General features: G+C 71.3%; 14 protein-coding genes and 2 pseudogenes. 4 read left to right on the top strand and 12 right to left on the bottom strand.

Going from position 1 to position 18,950, the window contains the following annotated elements:
* Positions 1-416 precede the first annotated feature (416 nt).
* Positions 417-1,061, top strand: coding sequence for a DNA polymerase ligase N-terminal domain-containing protein (locus ACFVUT_RS24800; protein WP_389653914.1), 645 nt, complete (start codon positions 417-419; stop codon positions 1,059-1,061).
* Positions 1,058-1,747, top strand: a complete 690-nt coding sequence (locus tag ACFVUT_RS24805; protein ID WP_389653916.1) for an endonuclease — start codon at positions 1,058-1,060, stop codon at positions 1,745-1,747. Before ACFVUT_RS24800 ends, ACFVUT_RS24805 begins: the two co-directional genes overlap by 4 nt.
* A 125-nt stretch (positions 1,748-1,872) precedes the next feature.
* Here the strand turns inward: ACFVUT_RS24805 and ACFVUT_RS24810 are convergent, their stop codons facing one another.
* Positions 1,873-4,803, bottom strand: coding sequence for a GNAT family N-acetyltransferase (locus ACFVUT_RS24810; protein WP_389653918.1), 2,931 nt, complete (start codon positions 4,801-4,803; stop codon positions 1,873-1,875).
* 98 nt (positions 4,804-4,901) lie between these two features.
* Here ACFVUT_RS24810 and ACFVUT_RS24815 point away from each other — a divergent pair.
* Positions 4,902-4,997: pseudogene (locus tag ACFVUT_RS24815) on the top strand (siderophore-interacting protein); the annotation flags it as partial.
* 25 nt (positions 4,998-5,022) lie between these two features.
* On the opposite strand, the gene ACFVUT_RS24820 reads toward ACFVUT_RS24815, so the two are convergent.
* The 10 genes and pseudogenes from ACFVUT_RS24820 to ACFVUT_RS24865 form a co-directional block, all read right to left on the bottom strand.
* Positions 5,023-6,486, bottom strand: coding sequence for an aldehyde dehydrogenase family protein (locus ACFVUT_RS24820; RefSeq protein WP_389653920.1), 1,464 nt, complete (start codon positions 6,484-6,486; stop codon positions 5,023-5,025).
* A complete protein-coding gene (locus ACFVUT_RS24825) occupies positions 6,483-8,222 on the bottom strand; it encodes an amidohydrolase family protein (RefSeq protein WP_389653922.1) in 1,740 nt (579 codons plus the stop codon). Before ACFVUT_RS24825 ends, ACFVUT_RS24820 begins: the two co-directional genes overlap by 4 nt.
* 279 nt (positions 8,223-8,501) lie before the next feature.
* On the bottom strand, positions 8,502-9,629 hold the full coding sequence (locus ACFVUT_RS24830; RefSeq protein ID WP_389653924.1) for an LLM class flavin-dependent oxidoreductase: 1,128 nt from the start codon (positions 9,627-9,629) through the stop codon (positions 8,502-8,504).
* A gap of 108 nt (positions 9,630-9,737) precedes the next feature.
* On the bottom strand, positions 9,738-10,523 hold the full coding sequence (locus ACFVUT_RS24835; protein WP_389653926.1) for an SDR family NAD(P)-dependent oxidoreductase: 786 nt from the start codon (positions 10,521-10,523) through the stop codon (positions 9,738-9,740).
* 10 nt (positions 10,524-10,533) lie between these two features.
* Positions 10,534-11,478, bottom strand: a complete 945-nt coding sequence (locus tag ACFVUT_RS24840; RefSeq protein ID WP_389653928.1) for an LLM class F420-dependent oxidoreductase — start codon at positions 11,476-11,478, stop codon at positions 10,534-10,536.
* A gap of 239 nt (positions 11,479-11,717) precedes the next feature.
* The gene (locus ACFVUT_RS24845; RefSeq protein ID WP_389653930.1) at positions 11,718-12,119 is read right to left on the bottom strand and encodes a hypothetical protein; all 402 of its coding nucleotides are present in this window, start codon (positions 12,117-12,119) and stop codon (positions 11,718-11,720) included.
* 183 nt (positions 12,120-12,302) lie between these two features.
* The gene (locus ACFVUT_RS24850) at positions 12,303-13,166 is read right to left on the bottom strand and encodes an oxaloacetate decarboxylase (protein WP_389653932.1); all 864 of its coding nucleotides are present in this window, start codon (positions 13,164-13,166) and stop codon (positions 12,303-12,305) included.
* Positions 13,167-13,918: 752 nt separating this feature from the next.
* Positions 13,919-14,071 carry a hypothetical protein gene (locus ACFVUT_RS24855; protein ID WP_389654133.1) on the bottom strand — a complete coding sequence of 51 codons (153 nt, stop codon included), beginning with the start codon at positions 14,069-14,071 and terminating at the stop codon, positions 13,919-13,921.
* Between the two features lie 14 nt (positions 14,072-14,085).
* Positions 14,086-14,865 (bottom strand): hypothetical protein, encoded by a 780-nt coding sequence (locus tag ACFVUT_RS24860; RefSeq protein WP_389654135.1) that lies wholly within the window; start codon positions 14,863-14,865, stop codon positions 14,086-14,088.
* Between the two features lie 103 nt (positions 14,866-14,968).
* Positions 14,969-15,388, bottom strand: a pseudogene (locus tag ACFVUT_RS24865) (SH3 domain-containing protein); the annotation flags it as partial.
* 274 nt (positions 15,389-15,662) lie between these two features.
* Between ACFVUT_RS24865 and ACFVUT_RS24870 the strand changes: the two are divergent.
* Complete coding sequence (locus ACFVUT_RS24870) at positions 15,663-16,829, top strand: glycosyltransferase (protein ID WP_389653934.1); 1,167 nt, start codon at positions 15,663-15,665, stop codon at positions 16,827-16,829.
* Positions 16,830-16,999: 170 nt separating this feature from the next.
* On the opposite strand, the gene ACFVUT_RS24875 is transcribed toward ACFVUT_RS24870, so the two are convergent.
* A complete protein-coding gene (locus tag ACFVUT_RS24875; RefSeq protein WP_389653936.1) occupies positions 17,000-18,904 on the bottom strand; it encodes an AMP-dependent synthetase/ligase in 1,905 nt (634 codons plus the stop codon).
* Between the last annotated feature and the right edge of the window lie 46 nt (positions 18,905-18,950).

Genomic DNA, 18,950 nt, shown 5'->3' on the forward strand with positions numbered 1-18,950 from the left:
CACCGGTACGGCACCGGTGGTGCGAGGAGGACCGCCAGTTCCCGGGAACTCACCGAACGCATCAGCTCGGCCGGGGTGACCAGGAGTGCCGCAGACCCGGCCCGCCCTTCGAGGTGCCCGGATTCCCACTGCCCCTACGGCGCCGCATCGGCCCCACCCCTCGGATATGCCTCGACATCGAGAGATCGAGAGAGATCACGAGGGATCACGAGGGATCACGAGGGAACCTCGCCGAGGCGACATCTCGATATCAAGATACTTGATGTCGACATACCTGCTGTCCTCGCGGACGCAGCCGGCAGTCCTGTCCCTGCGGACGCGCCCGTTCCTGGGGCGCGCCGTCCCGGTGCGCTTCCCGGCCGGGAGCGTCACAGTGGAAGGGGGCACCGGACGGGCCTGCCGGAGGAGGTGTCCGGATGGATGTGACCGGCGAAGGCGACGACCGTCTCCGGGACTACCGGAGCAAACGGCATTTCGACGCGACCGCGGAGCCACGCGGCGACGGCGGGCGGACAGGTCCGGCACCCTGTTTCGTCGTACAGATCCATCAGGCGCGGCGGATGCACTTCGACTTCCGGCTGGAGGTGGGCGGCGTACTGAAGTCGTGGGCGGTGCCGCGCGGCCCTTCGGAGAACCCGCGCGAGAGAAGGCTGGCCGTTCCCACGGAGGACCACCCGCTGGAGTACCGCACGTTCGAGGGGGTCATCGCGAAGGGGGAGTACGGCGGTGGCACCGTGATCGTCTGGGACCAGGGCACCTACCGGCCGCTCAGCCACGACCGCTGGGGGGCGCCCGTACCGTTCGAGCAGTCCCTGGAGGACGGGCACGCCACGTTCTGGCTCGACGGCACCAAGCTGCACGGCGAGTTCGCCCTCACCCGCTTCAAGGCGGGCGACGGAACGAACACCCCGGGCGGAGAGATATGGCTGCTGATCAAGGCCAGGGACGGGCGCGCCACCCGTGACGGTCCGGACGCGCCGGACCCGTACATGGCCCGTTCGGCCCGTACGGGACGCACGCTGGCGCAGGTCGCCGCCGAGGAAGGGGGCGGCCCCTCATGACCGCCCGCAGGACCGTGGAAGTCCTCCTCGACCGCTACGGCACCACCTATGCCGCCGAGGCCGGCATCCGGCTGCGGAACACCCCGCAACCGCTGTATCAGCTCCTCGTGCTCAGCGATCTGTTGAGCGCCCGCATCCGGGCGTCCGTGGCGGTGGCCGCGGCACGCGCGCTGTTCGCCCACGGCCTGCGCTCCCCGGACCGGATGGTCGGGGCGACATGGCAGGAGCGCGTCGACGCACTGGGCGAGGGCGGATACCGGCGCTACGACGAACGGACCGCCACCCAGCTCGGCGACGGGGCGGAGCTCCTGCTGGTCGAGTACGGAGGTGATCTGCGGCGGCTGCGCAAGGAGGCGGACGGCGACCTGGGCGTCCTGCGGAGCGGGCTGCGCCGGACCCCGGGCGTGGGTCCGGCCGGTGCGGACATCTTCGTGCGCGAGGTGCAGGCCGTGTGGCCGGAGACGGCACCGTTCCTGGACGGAAAAGCGCTCCAGGGCGCCGAGAGGCTGGGGCTGCCCGCCTCACCGGGAAAGCTCGCGCGGCTGGCGGAGCAGGCCAAGGAAGCCGAGGCGACCGAAGAGGCCGAGGGGGCCGCCGCCGACGGGCCCGCCGTGCTGGCGGCGGCTCTCGTGCGCGCGGCGCTGGACAAGCACGTCGTGGAGGACGTGAGGGAACGGGCGGCCTGAGGGCGGCTCGCCGCCCACCGCCCGTCACCCCGGCCGGTTCGTGACCCCGTCGGTGCGTCACCTCGATCGGTTCGTCACCCCGTCGGTGCGTCACCCCGATCGGTTCGTCACTCCGGCCCGTCCGTCTACGCCCCCGCGGCCGACGGCCTGCTCAGGAACGCCAGCCGGGCCCGCTTCTCCGGCTTGTCGATCTCCGGGCCGAGTGCGAAGCCCGTCCGGACCAGCCGCGCAAGGGCCTTCTCGTTGCGGGCGTCCGGCTCGGCGACGATCCGCAGGTGCTCCGGGTCGCTGAACACGTGGCCGATGAGCACCGAGAGCAGGGCGGCGGTGAAGCCGTGTTCGACGGCGTCACCCGGGCCGATCAGGATGTGGACGCCGAAGTCCCCGGGCTGGACGTCGTAGCAGTCGGCGAGCGGGTCGGCGGCCGGCTCGTACGTCTGGAACAGGGCGGCCGGGACGTCCTCGCGCAGGGCCAGATAGGCGTGGTGCGTGGTGAGCGAGTCCAGGAACGCGTAGGTCTTCAGGACCTCTTCGCGGCTCGCGTCGCCCATGCCCCAGAAACGGGCCCGCTCCTCGGTGACCCAGCCGTGGATCAGATCGGCGTCGGCTGCGGGGTCCACGGGGACGAGGCGGACGGTCCCGAATCCGGGTATCTCCCGCTCGTGGACGGAGGTGCGTACCGCGCTCGCGGCGGGGTCGGCGGTCATCTCGGCTCTCTCCTCTGTTCGGTGCAGTTCGTTCCAGTCCGTGACCACGGGTGCGAGCCCGCCCCGTACCCACAGCGGCAGTTGGTCGCGGTGGTGCGCGTCGCCCCGGATCCCGGACGCCCCGAACGGGACCACCCACAAGCTGTCCTCGCGCCGGGCCAGATCCCACACGTAGCGGGCGGCCGGGCCGCGGGCGAACCGGTCGGTGACGCCGGGGACGCTGGAGGTGGACAGCACACAGTCGTGGTCCCCGGCGACGCCCGGCCGGTCCGCGCCGCCGTTCGCGCCGCCGTCCGCGCCGCCGTCCGCGCCGTCGTTCGCGCTCTCGTCCCCGCCGTTGTCCGCTCCGTTGTCCGCTTCGGGCAGGGCCTGCCAGGCGGCCAGGCGGTGCTCTTCGCCCCAGGGCCGTGGCGCGACGCCCTCGGGGTGGCGGGCCGCCACCGCCTCGGCCGCCGCGGCGACGGCCGCCAGCCGGTCGGCGTGCGGCACCGGCCCGTGGGTCAGCAGGGTCTCCAGGGCGTACGCGATCCTCGGCACCGCGGCCAGCCAGGGGCGGAACATCGCCGGGTACGCGCAGGAGACGGCCGGGTCGGCGGAGCCGGTGATCGCGGCCAGGGCGGGGTGGGCGGCCAGCCGGTGCACGACGTCGGCGCGCACGGCCGCGTAGAGCGTGGCGTCCGTGCTGTCGGCCTCCATGTGCCGGTCCCAGCGCAGCAGCAGGTCCCGCAGGCGGGCGGCCCCGGGCCCGAGACCGGTCGCCTCGGCCAGCAGCTCCAGCAGCGGGCGCGCGGAGGCGAGCCGGGTGTCGGTGTGGATGTCCGCCATGCGCTTGGCGGTCCAGTCGTGGGACCGGTCGAGCAGTTCCCGGATGCGCTTCGCGCGGTGCGGGGGTGCGAACTCGACGCCGAACGGGGCGGCGAGTCCCCGCGCGTTCGCCATCACCGCCGTGCCGTCGACCCCGGCGCGCGGCAGCGGAGCGTGACGGCCGCGCCAGGCGTACGCGGGGTCGTGAGCCGGCACGACGCGCAGCCGGTTCTCGTGCGGGCGCGACGGGACGTACCCGGCGACCCGGTGCAGGGTGGCCCCCGTGGTGTCCGCGGCGAGGACGACGTTGACCGGCTCCGCCCAGTGGTCCAGGGCAGCGTCGAGAGCGGCGACGTCACGGGCCCGGAGCAGGTCGGGCAGCGCCTCGAAGCCCAACGCGTGGGTGACGCGCGGCGGGTAGCGGAGGCTGATGCCGTACGCGCCGTCCCCCGCGTCGCCGCCCACGTCACCGCCCACCGAACCGCCCACGTCACCGCCCACCGAACCGCCCACCGAACCGCCGCCCACGACGTCACCGCCGTCCGCACCGCGCCCCGGACCGCCGCGCGCACCACCGTCGGGACCGCCGCGCGCACCGCCGTCCGGGCCGCTGCCCTCGTCGTCGTCCGGGCCGCCGATGATCACCGGCCCGCGCCCGGTCTCGATGATCTCGACCGTGACCGGATCGGCGCCCGCCACCTCGATCGTCTCGGTGTGCACGGCGGCCGTCTCCCAGCCCCCGGGGCCCAGCGCCTCGACCCCGCCCGCCGCCGTACGCCGCAACTGCTCCCGGTACAGGTCCTGGTAGTCGGCCATCGCGTTGGTGATCGCCCAGGCGACGCCGCCCGTGTGCCCGAAATGCGCGATACCGGGTACGCCGGGGACGGCGAGGCCGACCACGTCGAACTCGGGGCAGGCGAGCCGGATCTGCTGGTAGACGCCCGGGTCCTCGATGAAGCGGTGCGGGTCGCCCGCGATGACCGCCGCCCCGGTGGCGGTGCGTTCGCCGGTCAGCAGCCAGCCGTTGGAGCCGGAGGTGCCGGGGCCGTCGGTCGCGAAGAGTCCGACGGCCGCGTCGCCGAGCCGACGGGCCACCTCCTCACGCCAGAGCTTGGCCGGGAAGCCCGCGAACAGGATGTGGGTGGAGAGCCAGACGCCCAGCGGGGTCCACGGCTCCCAGCGCCCCGGGGCGACCCCGGCAGCCGCGAACTCCACCGCGCGGCAGCCCTCTTCGGCCAGACCCTCGTTCACCCCGTCGACGTAGGAGACGACCCAGGCCGCGGTCTGCGGCGCGACACGCTCCAGGCGGTCGAAACAGCGCCGCGCGGTGTCGGCGAGCCGCGCCTGCCGGGCGAACCGGTCCCAGTCGACGGCGTCCGCGCCCAGGAACGCGGCGGTGGTGCCGCACACCCGGTGGCGCTCGACCTCGATCTGCCAGCCACGGTCCTCAGCGGCGTTACGGCCCTGGGCGCAGGCGAGTTCGAGGGCGCTGCCCGCCCACAGGTGGGGGATGCCCCAGTCGTCCCGGTAGACGTCTCCACGCATGCCACGCCCCGCCCCTCTGCTCTGCCGACCGACTCCCCAAGCCCCCCAATTTAGGTTAGCCTAACCTAAAATGACGACCCGGACGGGGAGGGCCAGCTGTGGGCCACGGCTGGGAGGGCGTTGTCCCCAAGCTCATGCGGGGACGGGACTTCACGTTCACCGTGACCGGGTCGGAGCAGGTCACCGAGGACTTCCTTCCGGACCCCGTGGCGCGCCGGTTCAGCCCGGCCAGACGATCGACTGGACTTCGCTGTACGCGTGCAGGGCGTAGGAGCCGACGTCACGCCCGACTCCGCTCATCCTGAACCCGCCGAACGGGGCCTCCATGTTCCGCCCGACGGTGTTCACGCCGACCCCGCCGGCCCGAAGCCGCCGGGCCACCCGGAAGGCGCGCGCCACGTCCGAGGACCACACGTAGTCGATCAGTCCGTAGTCGCTGTCGTTGGCGAGGGCGATGCCCTCGTCCTCGTCGTCGAAGGGGACGACCACGACGACCGGGCCGAAGATCTCCTCGCGGACGACGCGCATCTCGTTGGTGCAGTCGACGAGGAGGGTGGGGGCCACGTAGAAGCCCCGGTCGGGTCCGGCCGGGCGTTCGCCGCCGGTGACGATCGTCGCCCCCTCCTTCCGGCCGAGGTCGACGTACGACTCGACGCGGTCGCGGTGGGCGGCGGAGATGACCGGACCGACGACCGTGCCCCGGTCCTTCGGGTCGCCCACCGTGAGACGGCGCGCGTACGCGGTGAGCTTCCCGACGAGGGCGTCATGGACCGCGCGCTGCACGAGGACGCGGGTCGGAGCCGTACAGATCTGGCCGCTGTAGAAGGAGAAGGTGGTGCCGATGCCCGCCGCCGCGGAGTCGAGGTCCGCGTCGTCGAGGACGACGGCCGCCCCCTTCCCGCCCAGCTCCATCAACTGCCGCTTCATGCCCCGCCCGCACACCTCGGCGATGCGCTGTCCGACGGCGGTGGAGCCGGTGAAGCTGACCATGTCGACGTCCGGTGAGTCGACGGCGGCCTCGCCCGCCTCCGGCCCCGATCCGCTGACGACATTGACGACGCCCGCCGGGACGCCCGCCTCTTCGAGCGCCTTTGCCATCCGGTAGACGGAGAGCGGGTCCTGCGGTGCGGGTTTCACGACGACCGTGTTGCCCATGGCGAGTGCGGGGGCGACCTTGCCGGCCGGGTTGGCCCAGGGGTTGTTGTACGAGGTGATGCAGGTGACGACGCCGACCGGCTGACGTACGGCGAGCGCCCCGAAGACACCGGCCCGCCCCATCGGCCCGGCCTCGTTGACCTGCGGCGCGATCGGCTCCTCGACCGGTTCGAGGGCGCCCCTGGCGTACCGGCGGAAGCGGGCGACGCCGACGGCGACCTGCATGCCCCTGGCCGTTGCCGTGGTGGCGCCGCTCTCCGCCTGCGCGAGTGCGGCGTTGGCGGTGAAGTCGCGCCGCATCAGGTCGGCGGCGCGGTCGAGGATCACGGCGCGCTCCTCGGGGCGCGTGCGGGACCACGTGGCGAGGGCCGCGCGGGCCGCCGCCGCGGCCTCGTGCACCTGCTCCCGGCTCGCCTCGGGGGCGAGGCCGACGACCTCCTCGGTGGCCGGGTCGACGACCTCGTAGTGGCCGAGGCCGGGTTCGGTCCACTCGCCGCCGATGAAGAGACGCCGCTCGTCGCCGGTCATACGGTGCTCACCGTCCGGGTGTCCCGGCCGGAGCGGAGCACCGTGCCGGGCACGGCGCCGGTCACCTTGTCGTCGCGCAGGGTCTCCACCCCGTTGACGCGGACGGACACGATGCCGATGGCCCGGGAGTCGAGCCGGGGGCTGTCGCCGGGCAGATCGTGGACGAGGGTGGCGGGCCCGGCGTCGATGCGTTCGGGGTCGAAGAGGACGAGGTCGGCGTGGAAGCCCTCCTCGACGCGGCCGCGGTCGCGGAGCCCGAAGAGCCGGGCCGGGTCGTCGGTGAGCATCCTGACGGCCTGTTCGAGGGGAAGGAGCCTGCGTCGGCGCAGGCAGTCGCCGAGGAAACGGGTGGTGTACGGGGCGCCGCACATCCGGTCCAGGTGCGCGCCCGCGTCGGAGCCGCCGAGCATGACGTCCTCGTGTTCCCAGGTCCGCCGCCGCAGCTCCCAGGAGTCCGGGTCGTTGTCCGTGGGCATGGGCCACAGCACCGTGCGCAGGCCGTCGGCGGCGCAGATCTCGACGAGGCAGTGGAAGGGGTCCAGCCCGCGTTCGGCGGCTATGTCACGCACGACCCGGCCGCTGAGCCCCTCGTTGGCGGTGCTGTACGTGTCCCCGATGACGTACCGGCCGAAGTCGGCGAGGCGGCGGAAGACACCGGCCTCCTTGCTGTCGGCGCGGCGGAGCATTTCGGCGCGGGTGCCGGCGTCGCGGAGCCGTTCGATGCGTTCGGGAACGGGGAGGGCGAGGATGTCGCCCCAGCCGGGGATGAGGTTGAGGGCGCAGAAGGTGCCGAGCGACATGTTCATGGGGGTGAGGATCGGCATGGTGAGAGCGACGATCCGGCCGCCGGCCCGGCGGGCCCGTTCGCTGGGCACGAGCTGGCGGGGCACGCGTTCGGGGACGGCGGCGTCGATGGTGAGGACGTTCCAGTTCAGCGGGCGTCCCGCGATGGCGGTCATGTCGACGAGGAGGTCGATCTCCTCGTCGGAGAACTGGTCGAGGCAGCCCGCGACGATCGCTTCGAGCTGGGTGCCCTCGTGCCGGCCGACGGCGCGGGCGAGGGCGAGCAGTTCCTCGGGGAGCGCGTGCCGGGAGGCGACGGGCTGTCCGTCGCCGTCGGAGTGGGTGGAGGACTGGGTGGTGGACAGCCCCCAGGCTCCGGCGTCCATCGCGTCGTGGAACAGCGCGAGCATGGCGTCGAGTTGTTCGGGGGTGGGCTGTCCGCCGATCGCGTCGGCGCCCATGACGTGTCTGCGCAGGGCGCAGTGGCCGACCATGAACCCCGCGTTGACGGCGATCCGGCCTTCGAGGGCGTCGAGGTATTCGCGGAAGCTGGACCAGGTCCAGTCGACCCCCTCCTCCAGGGCCTTGAGTGCCATGCCCTCCACCCGCGCCATCATGCGGCGGGTGTAGTCGGCGTCCTCGGGGCGTCCGGGGTGGAGCGGAGCGAGGGTGAATCCGCAGTTGCCTCCGGCGACGGTGGTGACACCGTGGTTCATGGAGGGAGTGGCGTACGGATCCCAGAAGAGCTGGGCGTCGTAGTGGGTGTGCGGGTCGACGAAGCCGGGGGCGAGGACGAGCCCGGTGGCGTCCTCGGCGGTGACGGCGTCCTCGGTGAGCGTGCCCGGTTCGGCGATCACGGCGATGCGGCCGTCGCGGATGCCGACGTCGGCGGGGTACGAGGGCCCGCCGGTGCCGTCCACGACGGTCGCTCCGCGGATGAGGTGGTCGAGCATGACGGGTATCCCTTCTCTGGTGGGGTGTGCGGCCGGGTGCGGTGAGACGTGCGCCCGCGGGGCGGCGGGGTGGGGTGTGCGCCCGGCGACAGTGAGACGTTCGGCCGGGGATGCCGGGGTGTGCGGCCGGGGTGCGCACGGCCGCGGTGCGCACCCCGGCTGCACGGAGCGGCGGTCCGGGAAGACGCCGCCGTCGTGAAGGGGCGGGCCGGGGGAACGGGTCCGCCGCGAGCGCGGCCCCCGCGCCCCGCTGCCCCGCCGCGGACGCGTTCCCGCGCCCTACGCCCCCGCCGCCGCGCGGAACCGTGAGGTCCTGTGCACCGGGTCCGTGTCGATCTCCGGGATCACGTGCTCGCCGATCAGCTTGATGGAGTTCAGCGTGTCCTCACGGCTGATCCCGATCGGCAGCCCGAAGCTCAGCTGATCCGCCCCGGCCTGCTCCCACCGCTTGCACTGGCGCAGGACCTCGTCCGGATCGCCGCAGATCATCAGCTCCTCGGCGATCAGGAGCTCGATGATCTCCTCCGAGTACTCCGGCAGCAGTTCGGGCCACTCCGGGATGCCCTCGGGGCGGGGGAACGTGTCGTGGTAGCGGAACAGCAGCGACTGCAGGTAGTTCAGCCCGCCGCCCACCGCGATCTCGACGGCCTTCGCGTGCGTCTCGGCGCAGATGGCCGTGGAGGTGACCATGACGTTGTCGTTGACGAAGTCCCCGACCGGTTCTGCGTCCTTGACAGCCGTCTTGTAGGACTCGACGACCCACTCCATGTCGGAGACCTTCTGCACGCTGAAGCCCAGCACGCCGAGCCCCTTCCTGCCCGCCATCGCGTACGAGGACGGCGACCCGGCCGCGTACCACATCGCCGGGTGCGACGCCCCGTACGGCTTGGGCAGGACCTTGCGCGGGGGCAGCGACCAGTGCTTGCCCTGGAAGCCCACGTACTCGTCCTGGAGCCACATCTTGGGGAACTCGGCGATGGTCTCCTCCCAGAGTTCCTTGGTGTGGTTCATGTCGGTGATGCCCGGCATGAAGCCCAGGATCTCGTGGCTGCCGGCCCCGCGCCCGGAGCCGAACTCGAAGCGGCCCTCGGAGAGGTGGTCGAGCATGGCCACCTTCTCCGCCACCTTTACCGGGTGGTTGACCGGGGCCAGCGGGTTGAAGATGCCGGAGCCGAGGTGGATGCGGTCGGTGGCGTGTGCGAGATAACCCAGGTACACGTCGTTGGCCGAGAGATGGGAGTACTCCTCCAGGAAGTGGTGCTCGGAGGCCCAGGCGTACTTGAAGCCGGACCTGTCCGCCTGGATGACGTACTCGGTCTCCTCGATCAGCGCCTTGTGCTCTGCCCCGGGGTCGTTCCTGGCCCGTGCGGCGGGCACATACCCCTGTACAAAGAGCCCGAATTCCAAGGGGGTTCACCGTCCTCCATCATTTCTGACACACCGTCAGATCGTGATGCGTCCGACTGTTCCACCGGCACCCGCACCCGTCAATAGCTGACGCCTCGTCAGGCATGTTCAGAACAGGCTGACGCCCGCCAGCCACCCCCCGTCGATGACGAACGGCTGTCCGGTGATGTACGAGGAGTCGTCCGAGGTCAGGAAGAGCGCCAGCGCCGCCACCTCCTCCGGCCGGCCGATCCGCCCCAGCGGCACGAGCTTGCGGTACAGCTCGGCCACCGCCGCCCTGGACTCCTCCGGGTCCGCGTCCGGGTCCAGCGCCGCCGGGTTGGTCATCGCGGTGTCCACGGCGCCGGGACAGACGGCGTTGACCCGTATCCCCTTCGTCGCCAGCTCCACCGCCGCCACCTTCGTCAGACCGAGCACCGCGTGCTTGGTGGCGGCGTACGCGCCCACGAACGCCATGCCCGTGAGCCCCGTGTACGAGGCGGTGTTCACGATGGTTCCGCCGCCCGCGGCCTCGATCTCGGGCGCGACGTTCTTGATCCCCAGGAACGCACCCACCTGGTTGACCTGCACCACCTGCTGGAACTCCTCCAGCGGCGTGGTCACCAGCTCGTTGAACCGGAGGATCCCCGCGTTGTTGACCAGCCCGTCGATCCTCCCGAAGGCGTCCTTCGCGTCGGCGACGGCGGCACGCCAGTCCTCCTCCCGGCTCACGTCCAGGTGGACGAAGCGGGCGGCCTCCTCCCCCAGCTCCTTGGCCAGTGCCTCGCCCTGCTCGTCGAGCACATCGGCGATCACCACCCGTGCGCCCTCCGCGGCGAAGAGGCGCGCCTCCTGCTCACCCTGTCCGCGCGCCGCGCCGCTGATCAGTACGACCCGCCCGTCCAGCTTGCCCATGGCCTGACTCCTACCTGTCGAGATGGGGTGCGACCTCGGCGGCGAACGCCGCCATCTGGTCGGTCAGTTCGCTGCGGCTCCGGCTGCGGAACCGCACCTGGATCTGGTGGACGCCCATGGCCCCGTACGCGCGCAGCGACTCCGCCACGGCCTCCGGCCTCCCACTGAGGGTGCGCCGCCCCACGGACCACTCCGGTTCACCGACGTACAGCGGCTCGGTGATCGCCCCGACGACGATCGGGGTCTCGATCCCGGCCGCCGCGCGCAGTTCCTTCAGCCGGGCGATCTGTGCGGGCAGCCTCTGCCGCGGGTCGCCCTGCGGGAGCCAGCCGTCCCCCCGCACCGCGGCCCGGCGCACGGCGGCGGGCGAGGAGCCGCCCACCCAGATCGGCACCCGCTCCTGGGCGGGACGCGGCAGCTGGCCGAGCCCGGAGAAGGAGAACCGTTTCCCCGCGAATTCCGGGAACTCCTCGGGGCCGAGCGCCGCCCGCAGCGCGTCGACGGTCTCGTCGAGCACCCCGCCCCGCCCCTCGAAGTCGGCCCCGAGCGCGCGGAACTCCTCGGGTACGTGTCCGGCCCCCACTCCGAGGATCAGCCGGCCGCCGCAGAGGTGGTCGAGGGTGGCGTACTGCTTGGCGGTCGCCAGCGGGTGACGCAGGCCGACGACGGCGACATGGCTCATCAGCAGGACCCGCTCGGTGATCCCGGCGAGGAACGCGAGGGTGGCGACCGGGTCGTACCAGACCGTGCCCATGGCCCCGGCGAGCCGTCGCGGGATCGCGACATGGTCGCAGCTCGCGAGGTAGGCGAAGCCGGAACGGTCGGCGGTGCGGGCGATCTCGGCGAGGTCGGCGGGGGTCGCCGCGGCCTCCCACCCCTCCGCGTAGAGGGTGCTCTGCGACTGGATCGGGAGCTGCATCCCGTACGGCATCGGCCCGGCGGGCAGTATCGGCACCGAGCGGCCTCCTTCCCCCAGGGGTATCTGATGCATCGTCACCTGATGAGGTGCGGGGCCATCGTCGTACCTGACGATGCATCAGACAAGGGGCCGGGGCGAACCGCGACGCGCTCGCCCCGACGCGGCACTCCCCGCCCCGGAGGCGTCAGGACCGGGGCGGGGCGGCACCGTGAGGCGCCGGGCCGGCCCGGCTGCGGGGCGGCACCCCGAGGCGCCGGCGCGCCCGAACGGCCGGTTTATTCGTCGGCGTCGCCCTCGTAGTCGTCCCCTCCGGTCGCCGCGCTCTCGGGCGCCGTCGCGTCCTCTTCCTCTTCCTCCCCGCCCCCCTGTTCGCTCGTGCCGGCCTGGACGCCCACGTCCTGCGAACCCGACACGTCGATCGCACCCCCACCGCCGTCGTGGTCGCTGCCCGCCGTGCCCTTACTGAAGGGCCCGAGGACGTTCAGGGTGCGGTCCACCTCCAGCCAGGAGTCGGCGTTGGAGTTGTCGATGGTGACCAAGGAGGGCCCGTGGTGCGTCTCCATGCCACCGTCGGGGGCGTCGGCCCAGGCACTGCCGGCGGCCAACTGGCCCTGGCAGAGCACGCCGAGGACGGCGACCAGGGCGGCACGCCCCTTCGACGAGGTGATTCCCATCATCCGGATCTTCTTTCCCGGCCGCACGGTCCGCTTCCGGACCCGGCCTGTCGCGCTGCGATTCGTGGGGGCCGGGGCCCCGGTGGCAGGTCGGCGATGCGCCACCGGGGCCCCGCCGCAGGACGGACTACGGAACATCGCCGGAGACGGACCGCTTCCGGCGGGTCCTCCGGCGCGTCGTTCGCGTCAGACGGACACCGGTTCCCGGACGGGGTGGTGCCTGCTGATGTTCCTCTCCAGCAGTTCCGTCGAACGCTGCACGCCGATACCGGTGGCCGGTGCGAACTCCGGCAGGCGCCCGTCGGCCTTCTTGAGATCCGTCAGCGCGGCATCGATGGCGGCGTGCGCGGCGAAGAGGCACGGGGTGCTGTAGATGGCCACCTGGCATTCCAGCTCGGCCAGTTCGGCGAGCGAGAGCCTGGGAGACTTTCCGCCCGCGATCTGGTTGAAGAGCAGCGGCTTGTCGCCGACCACCTTCCGGATGCGCCGGATCCATTCGACGCTGCGCACCCCGTCGACCAGGACGACGTCGGCGTCCGTCTCGGCCAGCGCCTCGGCCCGGCGCAGAATGTCGTCCTCCTCCGTGGCGTCCGTACGGGCCACGACCACCAGATCGCGTCGGCTCTCCAGCACGAGGTTGAGCTTCTCCAGGTACTCGTCCAGCGGCAGCACCTGCTTACCGTCCGCGTGACCGCACCTGCGGGGGCGCTTCTGATCCTCCAGGATGACGCCGGAAGCACCGATATTCTCCAGTCGCTGCACCACGTGGCAGGCGACCTCGGGGTCGACGTAGCCGTCGTCGATGTCGACCAGCAAGTGGTGGGAGGGGAAGGCCAGTCGCAGCCGCTCCACGAAGGCCACCATGTCCGGCCAGGCGATGAAACCGATGTCGGGGAGCCCGTAGTGGGAGGCCGCGAAGCCGAACCCGGAGACGAAGAATCCGTCGTAGTGCCGGGCGACGACGGATGCCGAGTACATGTCGTAAATACCGATGAGAGGAGTCGTCCCCGGAGATCGGACTTCTTCCCTCAACACACGTCCGTAATGCACAACCGCTCCTTGCCGATGAGTCGTTGACGGGCCGAATCGGCGCGCGGCGAATCGCCCGTGCGCCGAGTCGGCGATTCAGTGATTCCGTTGTGTGGAACAGACGTTGAGCGATGCCGTCTCGGATGATGCGGACTCCGTCGACACCGGGGCCGGAGCACCGAGACGCCCGAAGACGCATCGGAGTACGGGACCGAGAGGTTCAGCGATTGACTGTTGCGGCGAATGCGGGAACACCACGCGCAACGCTCACTTACGGAAGAGACGGCGGCACTCATGCCACACAGGACACGGATCTGCCCTCTTTGCGAAGACGCGTATATCTATACAGACATGACCGTCCCTTTGCCCCAGGACACGCCGCGTTTGACCCTGCGTACGAAACCGGAGGGTCTGTTTCTTTCGGATCATCCGACACGTCGGACGAGTGCGGTCGACTGCCTTGCCGCGAGGCCGTGTTGGAACCCGGGGGCTGCGGCGGGGGCCGCGCGCCCACCCGCCCCGCGACGAGGGCCACCGGGCCCAGCGGGGCCGTGCATATCGAGCGCATGCGCGGTCGATCCTCGGAGTCGAATCCGAGTGCCGTACCGGGGTACGGGGGACAGCTCCGGGTGAACGGGCCCGAGCTGTGGAACTCGACGAAGTCAGCATGGAGCTGCCGCAGCAGAGAATCCCTCTTCTGCTGCGGCAGCGGTTGCGGGGGCCGGCCGGACACCTGACCGGGTTACTCTCCGGCCCCCTTGGGATCAGTCACCTCACGAAGTGGGACTGGCAGGAATACAGACCGCGTACGACTGGACGGTCTGCGCGGCGGCACCGCTGTTGTACGCGGAGACGTGCCAGGTGTTGGTCGCGGTGTCCGGGGCACTCGCGGTCCAGTGGATCTCGTCGTTCTGCAGCTGGTTCACGGCACCTCCCCCGGTCACCACGGTCCCGGCCGGGCACGTGGCCACGATGTCCTGGACGCTGCCGCCGGCGGGCACGAGCGTGGCGGTACTGGTGGCCGTCTGGGACGGGCCGACAGGACCGGTCGGGCCGGTGGCGCCGTCAGCACCATTGGTGCCGGCGGCACCCGTCGGACCAGCAGGACCCGTCGCACCAGTGGCACCATCAGCACCCACCAGGCCCGTGGCACCATCAGCACCCACCGGACCCGTCGGACCAGCGGGCCCAGTGGCACCATCAGCACCGTCGGCACCCGCTGGCCCGGTGGCACCATCAGCACCGTCGACACCCGCCGGGCCGGTGGCACCATCAGCACCGTCGGCACCGGCAGGCCCGGTGGCACCATCAGCACCGTCGACACCCGCTGGGCCGGTGGCACCATCAGCACCGTCGACACCGGCAGGCCCGGTGGCACCATCAGCACCGTCGGCACCCGCCGGGCCGGTGGCACCATCAGCACCATCAGCACCGGCAGGCCCAGTGGCCCCATCCACACCGTCGGCACCGGCAGGCCCGGTGGCACCATCAGCACCGTCGACACCGGCAGGCCCAGTGGCACCATCAGCACCGTCGACACCCGCCGGGCCGGTGGCACCATCAGCACCCGCCGGACCCGTGGCACCATCAGCACCATCAGCACCCGCCGGACCCGTGGCACCATCAGCACCATCAGCACCCGCCGGACCCGTGGCACCATCAGCACCCGCCGGACCCGTGGCACCATCAGCACCATCAGCACCCGCCGGACCCGTGGCACCGGTCGCCCCCGTCGGTCCTGTCGGACCCATGGGTCCTGTCGGACCGGGGTCGCCCGGGTAGTCGTCACAGAACGGCACGGTGGTCTGCGTCGAGATGTAGCGGGCACTCATCCAACCGGTGCCGTTGGACAGCAGGTACCACAGCGAGTTCCCGTCGACGTTCTGACCGGCCACCTTGCAGGCGATGGCGACCGTGCCGCCGGACGGGACGCTGCCCACGATCGCGGACTGGGTGGTGGGACCGCTGCGGATGTTCTGAGAGATCCGGGAGATGACCGTCCCGGACACGCTTGCCGCCACCCGGCCGGCCATCATTCGGTTGGACGCCGACGAACCGGAGAGGTTCGGCGTCCCGTGAGCGATGCCCATGGGGCACAGCGCCAGGGTCATTCCCAGCGACATGGCGCCAAGAGTCGAACGGGACAGAATGTCCCAGCTTCTCGATGTGTGCATCTCGGATTCCTTACCGGGTCTGCGTGGGTCGGAGCCGTGACTGTGACAGGTGCAATAGGGCACTGACATATGCGCCACGCCGATGATCTACCGCCTGGATGCAGAGCGATCCCCTTGTGAGTGAGCGGAGCGTCAGCCATCTGCCCGCATTTACAGCCTGGTTAAGGAAATCATCTGTTCCACCCCCGACCACCCGCACACCCCCGGGGAAATCCGTGTCGTGTCGCGGACGCCGGATTCATCCGCACTACCGTCGCTCCTCGTGACCGGATCGGCCGGTCCAATACCCTCACCGATGCAACGCGGGGTATTACTCCACAAGAGGCCGGACAGGGAAATGCACATGAAAAATCTGATCGACCTTCCTACCGAAGAACAGCCCGCCCCCCTGAACCGCAAGCCCTCGATCTGCCTGTGCATGATCGTCAAGGACGAGGCGAAGGTCATCGAGCGCTGCCTGAACTCCGTGCGCGACCTGGTGGACACCTGGGTCATTTCCGACACCGGCTCCCGTGACGGAACGCAGGAACTGATCCGGGCCGCAATGAAGGGAATTCCGGGCGAACTCCACCAAGAACCCTGGACAGATTTCGGATACAACCGCACCTTGAATATCCAGCATGCACGCGGAAAGGCCGACTATCTCCTGCTCATCGACGCCGATATGACCCTCCGACGAGAGGGCGATCTGAGCGAACTGAGCGCCGACTCCTACATGCTGCGCCATCTCGGCCGCCTCGAATACCGCATTCCGCGGCTGGTACGAGGGGACATTCCATGGCGGTACGAGGGCGCGACCCACGAATACCTGACCACCGCTCAGCAGCTCACCGTTGCCGATCTCCAGGTCCTCAGCATCGAGCATTTCGCCGACGGCGGTTCGCGCGGGGACAAATTCATCCGGGACGCCCGTCTGCTGCGCAAGGATCTCAAGCGCGACCCGGACAATCCCCGCACGGTCTTCTACCTCGCGCAGACACTCCGCGACATGGGCGAGACCCGCGAAGCGATCGCGATGTACGAGCGCCGGTCCGGGATGGTCGGGTGGGACGAGGAGGTGTACTACGCCCTGCTCCAGGTAGGAGTGCTCAAGGCCGACCGCGGTGACTGGCCCGGGGCGATGGACGCGCTCACCCGCGCGTGGGAGAGCCGCCCGCAGCGCCTGGAGGCCTGCTACGAACTGGCGTCCCGGCTACGGAAGTCGGGGCGTCATCAAGCGGCCCACGCCGTCGCCGCCGCCGGCCTCAACCGCCCCGCCCCCGAGGACTGGCTGTTCATGGAACCCTGGGTCTACAGCTGGGGCCTGCTCTTCGAGCACTCCATCAGTGCCTACTGGGCCGGCGACGCGCGCGGATCACTGGCTTCCTGCGATCGCCTCCTCGCTCTGCCCGACCTGCCGGCCTCCTATCGCGAGCAGACCCTCAGCAACCGGAGGTTCGCGGCCGATCGGGTCGCCGCAGGTTCCGGCCGGTCGGCACCGGCCGCCTTTGCCCGCCCGCAGACCGCATGACCCGACCGCGGGGGCAGCTGAGCGGAGAGCACCGGCACGAGGCGGAGCCGGACGGGTGCAACGCGGGGCCGGACGGGGGCCGACTCCCAGCCGGACCGGTGCCGACGCCGGGCCGAACGGGGGCGACGGAGCCGGACGGCCGCGGTGGCGAAGCGCGACCGCCCGCGCGGTCACTTCCGGTAGAGCTCCTCGATCTCCTTCTCGAAGTCCCGTGCGATCGCGTCCCGTTTCAGTTTCAGCGACGGCGTCAGGTGGCCTTTCTCCTCCGTGAAGTCCACGGGCAGCACCGTGAACTTCCGGATGGATTCGGCCCGCGAGACCAGTCGGTTCGCGTCGTCGACCGCGCGTTGGAGCGCCTTGCGCAGCTCCTCGTCCTCCACCAGTTCGCGGATCGGCACGTCCTGCTTCTTCGTCATCTGCCGCCAGTGGACGAGCCCGTCCGGCTCCAGGGTGATCAGGGCGGTGATGAACGACCGGTTGTCCCCGACCACCATGCACTGGCTGACCAGCGGGTGCGCGCGCAGCCAGTCCTCCAGCGGAGCCGGGGTGACGTTCTTGCCGCCGGACGTGATGATGATGTCCTTCTTGCGGCCGGTGATCGTGAGGTAGCCGTCCTCGTCGAGCTCCCCGAGGTCGCCGGTGGCGAACCAGCCGCCTTCCTGCACGGGTACGGCCTCGCCCCGTTCGGCGTCCCAGTAGCCCTGGCACACCTGGCCGCCGCTGAGCAGCACCTCGCCGTCGTCCGCGATCCGTACGGCGGTGCCGGGCAGCGGCCAGCCGACGGTGCCGAGGCGCGGTTTGAGCGGTGGGGTGACGGTGGCGGCGGCGGTGGTCTCCGTCAGGCCGTACCCCTCGAAGATGTCGATGCCGGCGCCCGCGTAGAACGAGGCGAGCCGTCGGCCCAGCGGGGAGCCGCCGCAGATCGCGTACCGGACGTGGCCGCCGAGTGCGGCCCGGATCCGGCGGTAGACCAGGGGGTCGTACAGGGCGCGGGCCGCCTTCAGGAGCGGGCCGGGGCCGGGGCCCGTGCCGTGCTGGGCGTCCTCGACGGCCTGCCCGTACCGCTGGGCGATACGCGCGGCGCGGTCGAACGACGAAGCGCGGCCCATCTTCTCGGCCGTGGCGCGGCCGGTGTTGTAGACCTTCTCCAGCACGTACGGGATGGCCAGCAGGAACGACGGCCTGAACCCGGCCAGGTCGGCGAGAAGGTCCTCGGTCCGGATGGACGGGGCGTGGCCGAGGCGGACCCGGGCCCGCAGACAGCCGATCGCGACCATGCGCCCGAAGACATGGGAGAGAGGGAGAAAGAGGAGGGTGGACGCGGGGTACTTGCTGACCGACTTGAAGACCGGGTGGAGGAGTTCGATCGCGTTGTCGACCTCGGCGAAGAAGTTGCCGTGGGTGAGGACGCAGCCCTTGGGGCGGCCGGTGGTGCCGGAGGTGTAGATGAGGGTGGCGGGGGTTTCCGGTTCCAGGGTCGCGCGGCGGGCGGTGACGGCGTCGTCGGGGACGTCCCGGCCCAGGCTCTTCAGCCGGCCGAGCGCGTCCGTGTCGAACTGCCACAGGTGGGCGAGGCCGCCGAGCTGCTTGCGTTCCTGGCTGACCAGCCGGCCCTGGTCCGCGGTCTCGACGGCGCAGGCGACGGCGCCGGAGTCCTGGAGGATCCAGCGGGTCTGGAAGGCGGAGGAGGTCGGGTAGACGGGAACGGTGATGAGCCCGGCGGCCCAGGCGGCGAAGTCCAGCAGCGTCCACTCGTAGGTCGTACGCGCCATGATCGCGATCCGGTCGCCCGCGCCGAGGCCCTCGGCGATGAGTCCCTTGGCGACGGCGAGGACCTCGGAGGCGAACTCCTCGGCCGTCACGTCGCGCCAGTCGCCGTCCGGCTGCTTGCGGCTGAGCACGGCCTCGGCGGGGGCCTCGCGGGCGTTGTCGAACGGGATCTCGGCGAGGGAGCCCCGGCGGACGGGGGGAGCGGCGGGAGGCACGGAGACCTGTTGGACCGAGCCGTCCGCGGCTCTGACCCTGGTCGGCTCGACGAGGGTGGGGGTGGTGGGTGGCGTGGGTGGCGTGGACATGTGCGGCTCCTCAACGTGGGATCGGGCGGGGCGCCGGGTCCGTCCG

Source organism: Streptomyces sp. NPDC058051, from assembly GCF_042885475.1.
Lineage (GTDB): Bacteria > Actinomycetota > Actinomycetes > Streptomycetales > Streptomycetaceae > Streptomyces.